The organism is Paenibacillus sp. J31R98, from assembly GCF_056269245.1.
The window spans coordinates 200,652-218,361 of record NZ_JBWDNO010000008.1 but is presented as its reverse complement, the minus strand read 5'-3'; the positions used below and the strand labels follow the sequence as shown (position 1 = coordinate 218,361).

The following is a 17,710-nucleotide window of genomic DNA, read 5'->3' as shown; positions in this document are numbered from 1 at the left end:
TCCCTCTCTCGTTATAGTTGTACAACCGTCTTCAATTCGCTCGCCCGGATGATCGCATCAAGCACCTGCTGATTGCGATAGCCGTCCATAAAGCCCGGCAGTCCGTCAGGCTCACCGCCGTCCAACAGAGCCAGAAACTGCTCGTATTGCGTCACTTCGCAGCGCTTCGGCACGTTCAGAACCGTGCGTGCCAGTTGCCCGTCTTCCTCACGAATCCATACGATCTTGTTCGGGTCCTCCGTCGAGGCATGGAGCGTGCCGGTGTCTCCGTAGATGGATATCTCGTGCTGGTTGCCGGAGCCGATCGCGTTGCGCGACGTTTGGAAGACGCCGTGCACGTCTCCGCTCATCCGCGCCTGGAAGCTCGCGAAGTCATCGACTTCGATCTTCACCAGCTCTCCGGTTCGCGAATCAAGACGCTCCGGCACGATCGTATGCAGCTGCGCCGACAGCTCCTCGAATTCTCCGAACAGGAAGCGTGCCATATCGATCATGTGCGAGCCGAGGTCGCCGAGCGTTCCGGTGCCTGTCACCGACTTGTCGAAGCGCCAATTGTAGCCCACGTTATACTGCGGCGCTCCCCAGCCTTGCAGATACTGGCTCGAGAAGCTGCGAATCTGTCCGAGCTTCCCTTCGCGGATCAGCTCTCGCGCATAGCGGAACGCCGGCGTGAAGCGATACGTGAAGCCGATCATCGCCGGCACAGGGTGCTGCTCGTATTGCGCGAGCAGCGGCACCGCTTCCTCGAAGACGCGGGTGAACGGCTTCTCTGCCATGAACGGCTTGCGCGCCGCCAGGCAGTGCGCGACGATGTCCGCATGCACGTTGTTCGGCGTAACGGACACGATCGCGTCCACGTCGGGGTCTGCAATAAGCGCCGCATAGTTCGCATAGCGCTTCGACGGCGCAATGCCCTGCTGCTCGCCGACTCGCGCCAGCGCTTCTTCATTCACATCGCTTACCGCAACCAATTCCATGCGGTCTGCGAACGCGGACATCCAGCGGATATGCGCCTGCGCCATGCCGCCGAGTCCAATTAAGCCAATTCGATATTTGCTCATCGTCTTCTCATTCCTCCTACTCGGGTAAGCTCTTCCTAATGCTTCTGCATGCGCGCCGTGAATCCCTCTCGGATAGATCACCGCAACTTTGGGATGGTTGATTTTGTGCAAAAACTTGTCGGTCTAACGGAACGTACAGCTTATCCGCCGTTTTCTGACTCATCTCTCGCTCTAACGGACCATAGAGCAGCTATTTCTCCGGTATTGCCCCAAAATGCACCCCATTGCTGGAAATAAGCCCTCTGTGTTCCGTTACATTTTTCAAACCTTGGAATTTGCCTCGATAACGCGTCTGTGTTCCGTTAGCAACGGTGGCTTAGCAGTCTGATGCTGAGCGTGCTGAATGTAGGCATGGTGCGAGTAGCTCCTTGTGGGGAACGGCCTGGCAGAATAATAAAAAAACCGTCCTTAAGGACGGTGTTGTTCAACATATTTGAGATAATACATGATTCCTGCACGGTCTACATCTGAGAATTGCAGCGGATCTTCACTCATCAACCGCCGTAACTCGTCTACATTCACCCATCTAGGATTCTTCGTTTCATCGCCCGCACTCAACAATTCGCCAGTGGCTTTGCAGCGGAAATAGGCGCCGACCGAATCAAACGGCCCTTTCGTGGTTTGATAAACGGCAAATGGTTTCAAACATTCCACTTCAAAATCAGGGTCGATGCCTACGGTGTCTATCCGTGTATCCTCGCCTTCGATTTCCATAACGTCTAGTCCTGTTTCTTCCTTCACTTCCCTTATAAGAGCCTTGTGTAGGGATTCATATGGTTCGATTCTTCCGCCCGGAAGCTCGATTCGCTGAGGTCCGCCTGGCTTATTCCTGGTCTGAACTATAATTTCGATGTTGCCATCAATTGTCCGTTCTATCAGTGCACGAGAATTGACTAGAAACATGTTGGGGGACGCCTCCTCGAAAATGAATGGATTGGTACGAGTACGAGTTACTTCGACGATTGTGCGTGAATACCGGCAAGAAACGTATCGACCATCAGCTGGAAACTGACGTTCAGATCAATCGGCATCCCGAACCCGCCCTGCTGCTCGATTGAAGCAAAGCCGTGCATCAGGCTGCGGAGACCACGCACGAGATGAATGCTCAGCTCGTTATCCAGTCCATATTCGCGCAGCACCTCAATTGGTATGGCTGCGATATTGCCCGCCGCTTGCTGAATCTGCTGGTCCGCACGGTCCATCACACGCTGCGTGACGGCATAGAGTCCAGGGTGCTTACGTGCAAATTCAAGATAGGCGTGCGCGAGTGCGCGAATTGCTTCATCTCTACTCTTGTCTTGAACGGCGCTGCGCATAACCGCTCCGAGCCGGTTAAGGCCATGAAGCGTTAGTTCGTGGCGAAGCCCCGGCAGTCCGTTGACATGATTATAGAGCGATGGCGAGCGAATGCCTAGCTTCTGCGCCAAAGTGGCTAGCGTTAGCGTATCCAGTCCTTCCGCATCGACAAGTTCAGCCGCCGCTTGCAAAATCGTACTAAGATCAAGTCCAGCTCTTGGCATCATGAGGTCTCCTTAGAATGTAATGTGGTGTTGTGATGTTGTGCGTTGAAGAGAGCTATCGCTGCTGCAGTCCGAGCTTGCTCTCTGCTTCTGAGATGGCCTTGTTCAAAGCGGCAGACGGATTCTCCAGCAGTTCTCCGTGCCCGACAGCGAGCAAGGTTGGCTTGAGGTCGCGAAGCTTGCGTACGCTGGCGAGTGCGGTTTCCTTATGCCAAGTGGCGAATGCAGGGAACGGGAACCACAGCTTGAACTGTCCCGATACCGCTACGCCGCCGCGCGTCTGAATCGCGTCGCCTGCAACGAGTGCGCCGCTTCGCATATCTTGGAAAGCCATAGAACCTGGCGTATGCCCCGGCGAAGCTACGGCGCGCAGCGATCCGATCATGTCTCCGTCGCTTAGCAGAACATCTGCGCGAGTCGTCAGCTTCGTCGGCACGCCGCCCTTGATCGGCGTGTTCGGCTCGCCTTCAAGCAGCGTGCGATCTCCCGCGAGCAGACGAGAATCCCGCGCCGAGATGTATACCTTCGCGCTCGGCAGCGCCGCCTTCAGCTTGTCGAGCGCGCCGACATGGTCGCCGTGCGCATGCGTCAGCACGATGCGCGTAATCGGCTTGCCGATATCCTTCGCCGCTTGCAGAATCGGATCGGCGCTGAACGGCAGCGCCGCATCGATAAGCGTCAGCTCATTGCCCTCATCGATGATGTAGCAATTCACAGGAAAAAATCTAGGCATAAACGTCAGCTGATACAAGTCACCTTTGCGCGTTATTCTCATTATTATCGTACCTCCTCAGGAAAACTAATATGATTAGTTTTATTGTTTTTAGAATAACTAATCGGATTAGTTTTTGTCAATGGGGAATTTGCTGATCATGAAGATAGAAACGGCAGCCTCATAGCTGCCGTTTCTATTTCTCAACCATTGTAACCTGGCAGTTACACGCCTACAATGCCACTATTCAACCCTGCTGAAGCATCTTCGTCTAACGGAAGCCAGTCAATCACCTTTTTGATATGTGTATCCCAATAATCCCAATCATGCCCGCCTGGTCCTTCCGCGTACGTCAGTTTAATCTCATTATCGATAAGGATATCTCTTAACTCACGGTTAGCATCGAGCAAGGTATAATCTTCGGTACCGCAAGCCAAATACATTGTGGGGAGATTCAGATCTGGATTTACTTGCATTTTTCCTCTCAATTTTTTCACGAGAACCTTGGGATTTTTATCGCTCGTTAGCGCTTCGCGAAGATCACCGAAACAGCTTTCGTAATATGCACAGTTATGAATAAATGACGCATCATAAGTCCAATGAGTTGCGTGTTCAAGGATAAGCGCACTGGAGAGACCGGCAACGTAACCGAACGTATCGTGGTAGGTTAATCCATTTATGATCGCTCCATAACCGCCCATGGAAAGACCAGCGATGAAGGTATCTTCGCGTTTATGTGACAGATTAAACATTTTACGGGTGATCGCCACCAGTTCTTTCCCGATAAATTCACCGTATTGATTGCCGCCGCCCGGCGCAGGATGGTCAACGTAAAACGAATTATCGCCGGAAGGCATCACCACGACCAAGTCCTTCTCTTCCGCCCATTTTTGGATTCGGGTTCCCGATAACCAATCCGTATAATTACCGAAAAGTCCATGAAGCAGATACAGCGTTTTATAAGGTTTGTTCTCCCTCTCAGTCATCTCTGTAAAACTCAGTTTATCCATGGGCAAGATAACTTGAATAGGGACGGTTCTCATTAATGATTTAGAAAAAAAGTTGACTTGTGCCAATGCCATAAAGATTACCTCCAATGGTTATTCTACCAATCCATTGCCTCGCCACCTCAGAAGAAACTTACACGAGGTCTTTCAGATTCCATCGTCAACCGGAGAATCAATTCTGCATCACGTTTTGGAGATCTCAAAGCAGTAGGCCCACCCCTATCCGAACTTAACCAGCCCGGATCTATTGAATAAAATTTAATGTCATCACTTACTTCTGCTGCAACCAACCGCGTCATTGCATTCAACGCGAGTTTAGATATCTTATACGCACCAGCCCCTGGAGACAACGTGGCATTCATTGCTTCATATTTCCAAGATATATTAATGATCCTTCCAAAGCCCCGGTTTTCCATCAGAGGAATAAATGAACGCATGACATGATAAGCGCCTAAGAAATTCGTGGACAGCGTTTCCTTCAGAATCGCAGGATCCATAGTCATTAACGTGGTACCCCTATCCAAATAGACGCCTGCGTTGTTGATCAGTACGTCTAATCGGCCAACAGTCTCGGTTAAGGTAGTAGCTGCTTGGCGGATACTTTCTTGATCGGTGACGTCCATTTGGACAAAACATACATCCAATCCGGACTTAGCAAGTCGCTGCGCAGCTTCCGCCCCCTGCTTAGGATCCCTGCTTGACAATAAGACTTTGAACCCCGAAGAGGCCAATTGTTTGACGAGTTCATATCCGATTCCCCGATTCGCTCCTGTAACAAGAGCTGCTGGCTTATCCTTCACCTTCGAGACCCTCCAATTGGCCATACCGATATATTCTTGGATAAATCGTTCCGATGCATAGGACCAAGTCTTCAAATGCTTGCCGTTATTCCGTCTCCATCGTGCTGATTTCGATCACAAATCGATATCGGACATCCGAAGCTAGCACGCGTTCCCAAGCTTCATCAATCTGATTTGCGGATATAACCTCAATTTCAGGCACAATCTGATGTTCAGCACAAAAATCGAGCATTTCCTGCGTTTCTCGAATTCCGCCAATTGTCGATCCAGCAAACGAACGGCGCTTAAGGATAAGAGGTAACACATGTATGGGCATCGCATCTGCCGGAGCTCCTACATTGATCATCGTGCCATCCAGCGCCAGCAACGAAAGATAAGCATTTACATCAATTGTCGCACTTACTGTATTGATGATAAGGTCGAATGAACCTGCTAATTTATTAAACGTCTCTGGATCATTGGTAGCATGATAATGGCTCGCACCAAGCCGTAATCCGTCATTTTCCTTCTTCAGTGTCTGTGATAGAACCGTAACCTCTGCCCCCATAGCATGAGCAAGCTTTACGGCCATATGGCCAAGACCACCGAATCCTACTACAGCTACCTTCTTTCCCAGACCTGCTTTCCAGTGACGAAGCGGCGAGTACGTCGTAATCCCGGCGCACAGAAGTGGTGCTGCTGCGTCAAGCGCTATGCTGCCCGGAATTCGTACGACGAAATCTTCGGATACTACGATATGGCTGGAATAACCACCTTGCGTATAGTGCCCATATCTATCAGTAGCAGCGTAGGTACCGGTATTCCCGTTAAGACAATAATGTTCATCTCCATTGTGGCAATGAACACACTCTCTGCAGGAGTCAACCATGCAGCCTACCCCAACACGGTCCCCAATAGCATATTTTTTCACTTCTGAACCTACTTTGGTAACGATCCCGGCAATTTCGTGCCCTGGAACAAGAGGATAGTTCACTGGTCCCCATTCACCTCTAGCAGCATGGATGTCAGAATGGCATATTCCTGCAAACTTAATCTCGATAAGGACATCATGAGGTTGAAGATCTCTGCGTTCAATTGTTGTCAGTTTGAATGGCCCTTCCGGTCCGAATACCGCACGTGCATTTGCTTTTATCATCTTTTAACCTCCATGGATATCATCTTCAACAACAACAACACTTAATAATACAAATCAATTTGTTTAATCAACTGATGTCTAATATTATAGAAGTAATAAGCTTGTATTCAATGGTTAAAAAAGCTCTTTGTGTTAATATCTCAACACAATAGCTCAAAGTGTTTATTAATCTAGTATGAGTGGTGGAATTACAATGGCTAAAGTAGATCGAAGAATTCTTAAAACGCAGGAAGCCCTAAAGCAGGCTGTATTAGTACTGATGATTGAAAAAGATTTCGATGACATCACAATTCAGGATATTGCAGACAGAGCTAACCTAAATCGCGGAACGATTTACCTGCACTATCAGGATAAATATGATTTACTAGATAAACTTATAGACACACATATTAATGAGTTAGGCGAGATGGATAAATGGGCATGCGAAATGGATTGGACCGATGCACTGGTTCCCTACTTTGAATACTTCGAAAAAAATTATTTGTTTTTTTCGACTATGCTAGCTAGCAAAGGAACTCCGTCATCATTTAGAACGAAGCTGCTTGCTTCTTTTATGGAAGGCTTCAAGAACGAAATCGACAGAGAAAGCCGTAAAAATATGGAATTAAGCGATGATATCATCTTGCAATACGCTGGGAATGCTTATGTAGGTGTAATTGAATGGTGGATTAGGCAGGGTATGCCGTATCCGCCTCAAGTAATAGCTAAACAAGTTGGATCGCTGCTGAGCAGGAGTTTGTAGTCTAGTAATTCATGATGTGATTCCTCTACTCCACTCCCCCTGGCTTGCGATACAAAAAAAACGAGCACTTCTGCTCGCTTAAACATTGTATACTCAACTTTTATGCTTAATCAAGACCAGCCTGCACGCTTAAAAATGCCAATAGCTTCATCTCGGTACTCATCTAGATCATCAAAGTCGATGTCTTGCGCTTTGAATGTTCCCCATGACTTCAACAACTCGGGAAGTTCCGCTTGCTCGTTCACTGGGAATTCGAAGCTTTCATGAGACAGTAGCGACTGTCCTTCTACACTTGTCATGTACTCAACCAACTTTTTCGCGTTCTCTTCGTGTTTCGAGTATTTCGCAAGTCCGATGCCGCTAATATTAATGTGCGTACCGTTCGTCTCCTGATTCGGGAAAAATACGCCGATTGTTTGCGAAGCCCGCACCTCTTCCGCATCTTCCGATACGGATAGCTGTCCAATATAATAAGTGTTCATAATCGCGACATCGCCCTTCCCTTGAGCAATCGCCATCGCTTGCTCCCTATCGCCTCCCTCAGGAGGTCGTGCGAAGTTATGTACAATTCCTGAAGCCCAGTTCTCGGCTTCTAACTTCCCGTCTATCGAGAGGAACGAGGCTAGCAGTGATTGATTGTACAAGTTGGAAGAAGAGCGGATAAGCAGCCTCCCTTTCCATTTCGAATCCGTTAAGTTCTCATATGTAGAAAGCTCTGCTCTATCGACTTTGTCTTTTGCGTATACAATGACTCGCGCACGGGTCGTTACTCCGATCCAATAATGATCGGAATCCCTCTTCCCGATTGGTACATTCCGATCAATCACATCCGAGCTAAGCGGCTGCAGTATGTCAGCGCGTTTCGCTTCACTCAATACGCCGCCATCTACCGTGAAGAAAAGATCTGCCTCAGATTTCTCGCCCTCTCGCTTCATCTCCGATATCAATTCCTCAGCGGTACCTTTGACTTCGTTCACATGAATGCCTGTTTGTTTCTCGAATGCTTCGAATAATATACTATCCGCCGAGTAGTGACGGGCGGTGAACACCGTAACGGAATTTTCCGCCGAAGCTTTCGGTCTATCATCTATACGCTCGTACGTATTAAGTGCCAATTCTGCCTCTTTGTCGAACATACCGCAACCTGCGCAAAAGAATAATACAAAGGCAAACAACGTTCGGCGCTTAAAGAATCGTCTTCCGCTCACTCGAATTCTCCTCCCTATCGGCATTCATCCAGAATGGAATATCGTAAACCAATGGCCACTGTCGTGCCCCTATTTTCCTTGCTCATGACTTGAAGCGTTCCCTCATAACGTTCGATCAGCCTCTTGGCGATAGCAAGTCCTAATCCGTTACCACCCAGATCACGGCTCCGCGCTTTATCCACGCGATAGAAGCGATTCATTACGTAAGGAAGATCCTTCTCTGGAATCCCAATCCCGTAATCAGTTATGAAAAGGAAGGCTTTATCTCCCCGAATTTCCGACGTCACTCGAATCAAGTTGCTTTGCATGGAATACTTAACCGCATTCTCCATCACGATGAGTAATACTTGCTCTAAGTGCTCTGGCGAAATGCAAAGGGAATAGTCTCTTAGCGCGTCCAAATCGCTATCGATCCGGAAAGCCGGAAAAATAAGTCCAATATGTCCGGCAATTCGTTTAATTTCAGCGGCGGGTTCAGTAAGTAAGGCTTCATCAATGAGATTCGTTTTCTCAGCACGCGACAAGGTAAGAAGCTCCGTGACAAGTCCTTTAAGCCTAGTAAACTCATGAAGGGATGCCGTCAATGATTCATCTAATACCGCAGGTTCCTCTTTGCCCCATCTACGCAACAAAGCAAGGTGTCCCTCTACAATCGCAATCGGCGTCCTGAGCTCGTGGGATGCATCTTCGACGAATCGGCTTTGCTGCTGGAACGATGCCTCTACCTGATCCATCATTTCATTGAACAGTTGCATAAGTATGGCAATCTCGTCACCGTTCGATGCAGGTACCATCCTTTCCTGCAGTCCGTTTCTTTGAATATTCCGAATCGTTACCGCCATGGATTGAAGCGGCTTCAACAAACGTCTCGCTAATAGCCAACCAACCAAAAAGCTTAGCGCGATGGCCGCCAAGGCGAAATAAATCATAACACGCGATATCGCTGCAATCAGTTGCTCGAATTCGCTCATGCCTTTTACGATTTCCACCGTACCCTCGAAGTCAAAGATGGTTAGAGGACTTCTCATTACGAGCAAGGAATGCTCGTCTCCTCGAATAATTGTCAATCCCGTATGCATCGTTGATGCCGGCTCCGCTACTAAAGGAAAATCCAGATTTGACACTGCAATGGCTATCTTACCCTCTTTGTCGAGGATTCGGATTCGTTGATCGTCTCGGGTGACTTTATCCAAATAGTGCCGAATGTCAGGTAACTCCGAAGTCTTAAACCCGGTTTCTCTTTCGAGAAAGTAATTCAAGATCCCGTTCATGTTTCTTTGGACAGCGCTCTTCTCCCGATCAATAATCCATTTCTCCATAATTAGATATTGAAGCGAGTTGTATCCAAGAAACAGCAAAGCAAGCAAGATGGCGGACCCTAATGTAAGTTTAAGTTTAATCGGCATTCTGGTGACGAATCCCATCCTGCGTTTTAAGCTCATCGTCTCATCACATAACCGATTCCCCTTAACGTCTCGATATAGCTCGGTTTGCCAGGGATATCGATTTTTCGGCGCAAGTATCGTACGTATACATCCACGACGTTCGTATCGACTGCCGCTTCGAAGCCCCACACCTTATCCAGCAACGTTTCACGGTCCAGAACTCGGTTGGCATTGCTTAGAAATTCCGAGAGTAGCGAATACTCCCGCTTCGTCAAATCGACTTTAGTCCCTTCGTTCATTACAATTCTCGTATTAGGGTCGAGACTTAGTCCTTGGTATTGGAGTATCGGCATCTGGTTGTCATATCGGTTTTGCTCTCTACGAAATACCACTCTAATGCGAGCGAGCAATTCTTCGATCGCGAAAGGTTTCGGCAAGTAGTCGTCTGCCCCACAGTCCAATCCGGATACTCTGTCGATTACGCTGTCCTTTGCGCTTAACATGATAATCGGAGTGGCTTTTACAGTACGTATTCTGCGGCAGATTTCCAGTCCATCCAACCCGGGGAGCATCAAGTCTAGCAAAATCACATCCCACTCTTCCGACAAAGCAACATGAAGTCCTGAGTGACCCTCGGATGCAGTCGTGACGAAAAAAGACTCGTAGCGAAGCTCGAGTTCGATCATTCGCGACATATTCCTCTCGTCCTCAATAAGCAATACTTTCTTCATTTCATTTTAATCCCCGCATACATTGAGAATGATTATCATTATAGGTTACATTCTAGTCTATGTTTGTCCTTCATTCAACACTTGTTTTTCAAAATATTATTATGCCACTTCTTCGGTAATCTTCGTTTTCGACTTTTCAGCTTTTACTTTGGATGCGCTCAAGAAGATGAAAAGCACGACGTAATACGCCCAGTAAAGCACAAATTCTTCTAAAGAAGGGTTTTGTGTATACCCGAGAAAAGCTTTGAAAAAGATACCGATCTGTCCATTAATGAGCGGTGTTTTGCCCGTATCGCGTATGTACTGCGTCTCGTCAAGGGGGTGCTCCGGCATGAACGCCGTCAGATTGTACACCTCTCCGACTTCGCCTCCTGGCGTCCTGTATACCGTCCCCATCATGCCGATATCCTGCATAATTCCTATCGCTTGAACAAGCAGTCCTCCCGCAATCATCAAGAGGAATACGCTTGTGATGCGAAAGAACGTTTTGAGTTGAATTCTTCTCGTACCCTTGAAGAACAAATAGCCAATAACGATAGCTAAGATCAGACCTAAGAGAGCACCCCAGCTTTGCAACGCTTTCTGTATGTCTCCTCCGGTAATGGCCGCGAAGAAGAACACCGTCTCCACGCCTTCCCTAACGACGACGAGGAACGAATGAAGAATCATGTTCAGCGCGCCACCTACCGTCAAGATCGTAGCGATCTTCGATTCAACCTCGCCTTGGAGATTGCGGCTTTGTTTACTCATGAACAATACCATATGAGATAGGAGTAAACAGGAAACGATCATGATACCGATTTTCAAGTAATTCTGGCTGCCCATTGTCCCAAACCCGGTTAAAACCGTTTGAAAGACGAGCGCGACCCCATAGCTCGCAGCTATTGCGAGACCAACGCCTACCCACACCCATTTGTTCCAATCCGTTTGCCCGATTTTCTTAAGATAAGTCAAAATCACGCCAACAATGAGGATCGCTTCAAGCGCTTCCCGGAACGTGATCAGAAAAGACTGCATATCCATTCTTAATCCTCCCTCCTAGCAACTGTAAAACCTGAGGAAGACACTTGCGCAATCGCGCAAGCGTCTTCGATCGGACGATGTAAATTATCGCAGAATAATAATGTTTTGCTTGTCGTTAAATACGCCCATGCCGAACAGTTCAGCTACAGCGCGTAGAGGAATGAACGATCCGCCATTCTGAATGATAACAGGCTGATCAAGCTTCACAGTCTCATTGGCTTTACCATCTTGTACGATTGTATCAGAACCAACCTTGAGTTCTGTCGACTTCCCGTCTTTAACGATTTTGACGGTTTGCGTAGCGTCGTCGTAGCTGACTTGGGCTTTAATCACATCTGCAATTAAGCGTACTGGAACGAGAGTACGGTACGTTTTAGTATTAATGAACGGAGCATTCGCAGCCGTTCGGCTTTGACCGTCCACGATATACGTTTTGTCGTTGATTGTAATTTGAGTACCATCTTTGACTACGAGGTACTTCAGCACTTGGAATGATGCAGCTTTAGCTGCCGCGAGATCAGAATGATCAATTGCATCTGCAAATTGCTGCGCGTATGCAAGGGCTGCAGCATAATCTTCCTTCGTGAAGAACGCTTCTTGTGTCGATAAGAACATGTTACCTTCCATTGCGTAACCCCGGGCTCCTTGGAGGTCTCCGGCAGTCAGTTTGACATACGCATTCGTGACATATTCCGATACTTTACCGATCATCGTACGCTGAAGTGCCGCTTGAATTTTGTCTTTGTTGACTTTGCTGGCATCGCCGGAAGCGAATGCGCTCAGTACGTAGTTCGCATCTTCGATGCTTCCGCCTCTCAAGTACGTGTAGACGGGCAAATAAAGGAAGTAGCCTTCCGTGATAGCAGCCGGTTGATCCGCTACCGGCTTCGTCGCGATATTCGTCGCGTAAGTATATGTTGCTAGGGCATACGTTTTAATAATCGTTTTATCCAGTACTTGGCGGTGGATGTTGAAATCGTTTACGTTCTTGTCCGCGATGTCTTTAATCAGTTGCTCTATCGTACCTTTCAAGATGCCGACCATATCCAAACCGTACGAAGCATCGCGTTTCGCTACCGTGCTTTGAATCGCGCCTTCATAGATCTGTACGACTTTGTCAAATTCGATTACAGCCGTCGCATAGTCATCCTTCGCAATAGCCGTTCTTACTTTATTGCTGATCGCATCGCGCATAGCAAAGTAGAAATACCATTGCAGGCCTTTATCAACAGCTTGCTTTGCCTGATTTACATTTAAATGACCAAGGATTGCATTGTCGAGTACAAACATAACGTTCTCATCGATCTTCGGATCATCTGCTTTGATCGTCGAGTCGATTCGTTTTGTTTCCGTCTGGAATTTGCTCACGTACAATTCTTTGACCGCTTTCAAGTCTGTTTTATCCGTAAATAGTGCTTTAATATCTGTGAAAGCTTGGAGTCTCGCTGCTATTTCCGCGTCCTCTTTGATACTAAACTTCGATTCCGCGCTTACGGCAGAAGCAAACATGAATACAGTAGAGAGGATGAGCGCTAGACTTAATGATAATGAAATGAATTTACGCATTATTAATTCTCCTTTGATTTATAATTAGATCCAGCCTTTTTTGCGAATCAACCAAATAACGCCACCGCCGGCCACTACCACACCAGCAATTGCAAACAGAGTAACTTTGGAATTCGTTTTGTCCGATCGTTCCATCGGAGCATGCTGCTTGCTTTCATCTATTACGAGTTCTCCCGGTGCCTCGGCTACAAGTTCAGATTGCTCTGACTCTACCGAGCCCGCTGAAGCCGAATCCTCGACAAGTTCTTCATCTTGAGGTGTGGAATTCGACGCCGATTCTTCTGCTGCCGTTGATACAGTTTCAGATTCAGCCGCGTCTAGTTCACCTTCCGTCTCTTTGGTGTCGCTCGGCTCAGGAGATACCGACTCTTCTGTAGTCGTCGGCACGGCTGGCTTCTCCTCTTTCACTTGTGGAAGGGCTTCAGCTTCCTTAGGATCTTGCGTGACCGTAGGTTTCACATCTTTGACCGGTGTTTCCTTGACCGATGATTCTTTGACATGCGTAGTTTCCTTGGCCGGTGATTCCTTGACAGGCGATTCCTTGACCGGTGTCTCCTTGACCGGATCAGGCTTAGTTACCGGTTTCTGATCGGGTTTAGTCACGCTGTCTGATTTCACAGGCTTACTCTCTGCTGGTTTAACATAAGGCTTGTACGGAAAGTTCGGTTTGACCTTCGAATAAATAAAATCTACTTTCGTCTTGAACTTCTCGGGATCTACATCTTTCTTCCCTACGCCGAACAAGCCTGGATTACCGAGAGCATCTAGTGCGTCGTCAAATGCTTTGTACACCTCATTCGTTCCCGTAGGCACATAAGGAGCGAGCACGTCGTAAGTCGCTTTCGCCTTTGCCAGAAGCAATTTCGCAGCAGCGTAATCCTTGACGTCTTGATTCGCATACGTAAATCGACGATCCAGATTCATTACGAGAACCGCCTTATAGTTTGCGATGAACAGCTTGGCATTTTTTGCTTCGATGTTCTTATCCAGCGTAACCGCGACCGCTTCTCCGAAGTGCGCTTTGATTTCGGATCTCCTAGCTTTGTGCAATTCAGTAGCTGCACTCCAATCTGGCGAGGAGCCATTAAGAGAAGCTTCAATTGCTTTGTAGGTTTCGGCGACGTCCTCCGTGTTGGCATCCCCGTAGGAGTAAGCCATCGCTTGGGTAGGAGCGATCCATAGAAGAAGCAAAACCGCTATGATGCCGCCTCGAAGCCATCTATACACTTGCGCAACCTCCTCTTCTTTCTTTTCGCCAGAGCCTATTCGCTTCATCCCATGAACGAACGAACGGACTGGCGAACTTCAAATTCAGGCCAAACAATCCGATAAGGACTGCTACGGCACCGAAAAACGCAAACCATCGCACATACCGAAACGGCATTTCTTGTGCCTCCTGTTGCGAAAGTCAACTCGTTTTCCTCCTTACGATATGGTTTCAAGCACTTTCTTCTTGCTCTTGGAGATCTGCTTATCCCTGACCGGTCTTCTCATTTCTCTGTAGACTGCCGGCAGAACTGCGCACATGTATTGACGAAACTTAATGAATGACTGGCCTTGCATCCGAACTCGATAGGAGATTGGCACCTCTTCCAAACGAAACCCTTTTCTAAGTAAATTTAATGTCAGCACTTGTGCGTAATTGTAATCGTGGATAATTTCTGCGTGCTCCATCGCTTCCCGAGAGAACCCTCGCATGCCGGATTGGCCATCGAAGATCCATTTGCGAAGTAGAATGGATTGCAGCAGCGTGAAGACGTAATTCCCGATTCTCCTATGTGCCTTCATGCCCGCAATTTGGCCTTTGAACCGCGAGCCGAACGTATAATCCGCCTTACCGGCAATGATTGGTGCCACGACATCTGGAATTTGCTCAGGTGGGTATTCGTTATCTGCATCAATCATTAATCCAATATCCGCTCCAAGTTGGCAGCATTGCGCCAGCCCTTCGCGAACGGCCGCCCCCAAGCCCTTGTTTACGGGGAAAGAAATGATCTTATCTGCCCCTGCCTCCATGGCGACCGAGACTGTTCTATCTGTCGAACCGTCGTTAATGACGATGACTTGAACAGAAATGGCAGGATGAAACTGCCGAGGTACTCTGGCAATCACTTGGCCAACGTCCCCTTCTTCGTTATGCGCCGGGATAAATACGATTAATTTCTTGCTTCCTGTTGCGATCATTCTCTTGCTCCTTTTTGCCTACGTTAAATGTGCTTCTCTTAGCTGGCATGAGTGCTTCCAATAGCACTCTCCCCCTGCTGCTACTCGGAAAAGGCGAACCTAGTAGATGAGCTAGTGTCGGCGCCATCGAGATAAGTGATTGCTTCTCATCAATCCGGCAACCTGGCCGAATCGTTGGACCATGCAAGAAGAATGGAACGAATCGCTCTCCTTCGTCCAAATGGCCATGTCCGCCTATACCATCCGCCTGTCCATGATCCGCACATAGAATCAGCGTTGTATTGGCCATCATGCCTCGAACGGTAAGCCATTCGACGAACTCCTCGATAAGTTTGTCTGCTTCTCCAATTTTCGTTATGTAATCGTCATATAAAACGCCTCTGCTATGACCGGTTTGATCGACTCCGATCAATTGAACGATGAACAAATCGGGATTCTGTTCGTCCATGATCCGTTTCGCCCTTTCAATGATGTTCCGATCAGCTACGTCATTGTGCATGACTGCCGTTACACTTTCGACATCGTCTCCCATCGAATCAATCAAATGAGCAATGCCTAGCAGCCTTCCCTTCTTGCCGACCTTGCGCAGAGCATCGAAAATGCTCTCTACTCGTATGCCTAATTTCCACACCATATTGGATCGAATGCCATGATCCTTCGGGTACGTGCCGGTGAACATGGAGGAGAAACAAACGACCGTTCTCGCCGGATAGACCGTCTCCATCTGCGAATATTCGGTTCCTTCCGAACGAAGCTTCTTCATGAATGGCGCATTGGCTTCTTCGAATCGTTCTTTGCGCATACCGTCAACGACGATTACGATTACTTTGTCATTAACTGCATTTCCTGTTGGATCGGATTGACTTGTGAACTGGTCCACTTCCTTCGGTTTCCAATCAAACAAATTCGCGTGAAGGACCCAACTATACAACCACAGGCACAGTGTAAACACGCCAAGAGTTATGATTTCACCAAATTGATCCGACAGCAGGGATGCATTTGCCTTCACCGATTCACACCAAACATAGTAGTGGTTCCATAAGAAGAGAATTAATAATAGCTTTGGCAGTTGCTCCTGCGCATTGCCGCTTGTCGAATCGCTGTTCTTGAGCACTAACTTCCAGAAGCGAGTGAAATTCCACCACGTCGTGCCAATCCTCATTCGATAATAGAACGTGCCCCAGAAAAAGACGGTGAAGAAAAAGTACAAGCCTATTGCGAATACGTAGAGAGATAGATTACGCAGTTCCCACAGCAACAGCGAAGCGATGAGAGGGAGCCACAAGTAATTCCGCAGAAAAAGCGGATAATCAAATAAATAGAAGATCGCGAGCAACGGAACGACTAGCAGCAGCGAAGAGCTTGCCGCCATCCAGAAATCCACATCCATCCATTGGTCCGATCGATACAAGATGAAAAGACCAATAGCAAATATCGGCGTGAACGGCTTTCCTTCGTTTAATAGGTTCCAGCATCTGGCCGCCACGATTTCGAAAGAAGAAGCTTTTTTCATACATGGTTCCTTTCCTGGTTTCGTTTCAATCGCATGGAAGTCCAACTTCGAGCTTCACGTAAGTTAATCGGGAATCGAACTAATGAATACCCGCCTACCAAGAATGCAAAGGCGAACTTAAAGGTATGGGTCACCAGCGCCACGTGATATGCATCCTTCCAATTCAGGCCCAGGACGATTAATGCACCGCTTAACGTGCTCTCATAGGTCCCTATGCCGCCAGGAGTCACTTGGAAAACCTGCCCGCCGATAGTCACACTATTCGCCCAAACTGTCGAAGCCGCATCAATATTAACTTGGCCGATACGAATTACGCCGTACACAACGGCCGCCTCTAGTACCCAACTCGCAGTGATCAATGCCAAAATAAAAGGTCCACGCCGAGATAATGCGACACTCCTCAACGAAGCTGCATGCCTGTGTACAAAAGATGGAAGCCGATTCGGATTTCGCTTCATTATAAGAATGATCACAATTGCCCCAGTGACGATCGCAGCAATCGCGACCCAGGATATTGTTAATCCGAGCCATAGCGCCCCAGCACCTGCAAAAGCAGCCAGCACAACAACATCCGCTAACCTCATAACCACAACGGAATGTAAGGCGTCGTCCCATTTCTTGCGTGTCACTTTCATTAAGATGCCGGTACGTACGAAATCGCCTAATTTGATTGGCAGTAGATGATTGACCAGCAAGCTGTAATGTATGGCATGTAAATACAGATTACGCTTATACTTGACGCCAGCGTAGTTTCTCCACGCTTCCGCCTTTAGAACGAATGAAATGAAGTAAGCGGTGAACATGAGCGCGACCCATCCCGGATGTTGTCCTAGATTACAAAGAAGATCGAAGAACTCAGGAGCTTCAAACCCAAACCAACTTAAACATACAAACACTACCAATAAGACTAATGCGATTGTATATACAAGAAGCTTCTTGTTCATTTCGAATAAGGCAGGATTAACGGCTCATCATACTGAATGCGTGTGAGATCGGAACTGTGGGCTTCTCTTCCCTTTCCCTCCTGACGTGCTGCAGTTGCAACCTGAATACCGTTAGGTAGGATGAACAACCGCTCGACAGGGCCCGGTTGTGAAGCAATGAAACCGCTAATCTTCAGACT

Annotated in this window: 17 protein-coding genes; 1 reads left to right on the top strand and 16 read right to left on the bottom strand. The window is 47.9% G+C overall.

Annotated elements, in window-relative coordinates; translation table 11 throughout:
- Positions 1-11: 11 nt before the first annotated feature.
- The 7 genes from AC0YNX_RS25105 to AC0YNX_RS25075 form a co-directional block, all read right to left on the bottom strand.
- On the bottom strand, positions 12-1,061 hold the full coding sequence (locus tag AC0YNX_RS25105) for a Gfo/Idh/MocA family protein (RefSeq protein WP_475818434.1): 1,050 nt from the start codon (positions 1,059-1,061) through the stop codon (positions 12-14).
- 408 nt (positions 1,062-1,469) lie between these two features.
- Positions 1,470-1,964 carry an NUDIX hydrolase gene (locus AC0YNX_RS25100; RefSeq protein ID WP_475818433.1) on the bottom strand — a complete coding sequence of 165 codons (495 nt, stop codon included), beginning with the start codon at positions 1,962-1,964 and terminating at the stop codon, positions 1,470-1,472.
- 47 nt (positions 1,965-2,011) lie between these two features.
- On the bottom strand, positions 2,012-2,584 hold the full coding sequence (locus tag AC0YNX_RS25095) for a TetR-like C-terminal domain-containing protein (RefSeq protein ID WP_475818432.1): 573 nt from the start codon (positions 2,582-2,584) through the stop codon (positions 2,012-2,014).
- A gap of 52 nt (positions 2,585-2,636) precedes the next feature.
- On the bottom strand, positions 2,637-3,356 hold the full coding sequence (locus AC0YNX_RS25090; protein WP_475818431.1) for an MBL fold metallo-hydrolase: 720 nt from the start codon (positions 3,354-3,356) through the stop codon (positions 2,637-2,639).
- Between the two features lie 161 nt (positions 3,357-3,517).
- On the bottom strand, positions 3,518-4,375 hold the full coding sequence (locus tag AC0YNX_RS25085) for an alpha/beta hydrolase (protein WP_475818430.1): 858 nt from the start codon (positions 4,373-4,375) through the stop codon (positions 3,518-3,520).
- Positions 4,376-4,422: 47 nt separating this feature from the next.
- Positions 4,423-5,100: an SDR family NAD(P)-dependent oxidoreductase gene (locus AC0YNX_RS25080; RefSeq protein ID WP_475818429.1), complete on the bottom strand. Its 678-nt coding sequence runs from the start codon at positions 5,098-5,100 to the stop codon at positions 4,423-4,425.
- Between the two features lie 85 nt (positions 5,101-5,185).
- Entirely contained in the window at positions 5,186-6,235 is a 1,050-nt protein-coding gene (locus AC0YNX_RS25075) for an NAD(P)-dependent alcohol dehydrogenase (protein WP_475818428.1), read from the bottom strand.
- A gap of 193 nt (positions 6,236-6,428) precedes the next feature.
- Here AC0YNX_RS25075 and AC0YNX_RS25070 point away from each other — a divergent pair, with 193 nt between their 5' ends.
- Positions 6,429-6,977 carry a TetR/AcrR family transcriptional regulator gene (locus AC0YNX_RS25070; RefSeq protein ID WP_475818427.1) on the top strand — a complete coding sequence of 183 codons (549 nt, stop codon included), beginning with the start codon at positions 6,429-6,431 and terminating at the stop codon, positions 6,975-6,977.
- A gap of 110 nt (positions 6,978-7,087) precedes the next feature.
- On the opposite strand, the gene AC0YNX_RS25065 is transcribed toward AC0YNX_RS25070, so the two are convergent.
- The 9 genes from AC0YNX_RS25065 to AC0YNX_RS25025 form a co-directional block, all read right to left on the bottom strand.
- Positions 7,088-8,113 carry an extracellular solute-binding protein gene (locus tag AC0YNX_RS25065; RefSeq protein WP_475818531.1) on the bottom strand — a complete coding sequence of 342 codons (1,026 nt, stop codon included), beginning with the start codon at positions 8,111-8,113 and terminating at the stop codon, positions 7,088-7,090.
- Between the two features lie 86 nt (positions 8,114-8,199).
- Positions 8,200-9,627 (bottom strand): HAMP domain-containing sensor histidine kinase, encoded by a 1,428-nt coding sequence (locus AC0YNX_RS25060; protein ID WP_475818426.1) that lies wholly within the window; start codon positions 9,625-9,627, stop codon positions 8,200-8,202.
- Complete coding sequence (locus AC0YNX_RS25055) at positions 9,624-10,301, bottom strand: response regulator transcription factor (RefSeq protein WP_475818425.1); 678 nt, start codon at positions 10,299-10,301, stop codon at positions 9,624-9,626. The genes AC0YNX_RS25060 and AC0YNX_RS25055 overlap by 4 nt, the downstream gene beginning before the upstream one ends.
- A 99-nt stretch (positions 10,302-10,400) precedes the next feature.
- On the bottom strand, positions 10,401-11,324 hold the full coding sequence (locus tag AC0YNX_RS25050) for an FTR1 family iron permease (protein WP_475818424.1): 924 nt from the start codon (positions 11,322-11,324) through the stop codon (positions 10,401-10,403).
- 84 nt (positions 11,325-11,408) lie between these two features.
- The gene (locus AC0YNX_RS25045) at positions 11,409-12,890 is read right to left on the bottom strand and encodes a stalk domain-containing protein (RefSeq protein ID WP_475818423.1); all 1,482 of its coding nucleotides are present in this window, start codon (positions 12,888-12,890) and stop codon (positions 11,409-11,411) included.
- A 24-nt stretch (positions 12,891-12,914) separates the two neighbouring features.
- The gene (locus tag AC0YNX_RS25040) at positions 12,915-14,117 is read right to left on the bottom strand and encodes a hypothetical protein (protein WP_475818422.1); all 1,203 of its coding nucleotides are present in this window, start codon (positions 14,115-14,117) and stop codon (positions 12,915-12,917) included.
- A gap of 198 nt (positions 14,118-14,315) precedes the next feature.
- On the bottom strand, positions 14,316-15,074 hold the full coding sequence (locus AC0YNX_RS25035; protein WP_475818421.1) for a glycosyltransferase family 2 protein: 759 nt from the start codon (positions 15,072-15,074) through the stop codon (positions 14,316-14,318).
- A complete protein-coding gene (locus tag AC0YNX_RS25030; protein WP_475818420.1) occupies positions 15,025-16,587 on the bottom strand; it encodes an alkaline phosphatase family protein in 1,563 nt (520 codons plus the stop codon). Before AC0YNX_RS25030 ends, AC0YNX_RS25035 begins: the two co-directional genes overlap by 50 nt.
- Positions 16,584-17,531: a lysylphosphatidylglycerol synthase transmembrane domain-containing protein gene (locus AC0YNX_RS25025; RefSeq protein WP_475818419.1), complete on the bottom strand. Its 948-nt coding sequence runs from the start codon at positions 17,529-17,531 to the stop codon at positions 16,584-16,586. The genes AC0YNX_RS25030 and AC0YNX_RS25025 overlap by 4 nt, the downstream gene beginning before the upstream one ends.
- Positions 17,532-17,710: the final 179 nt, after the last annotated feature.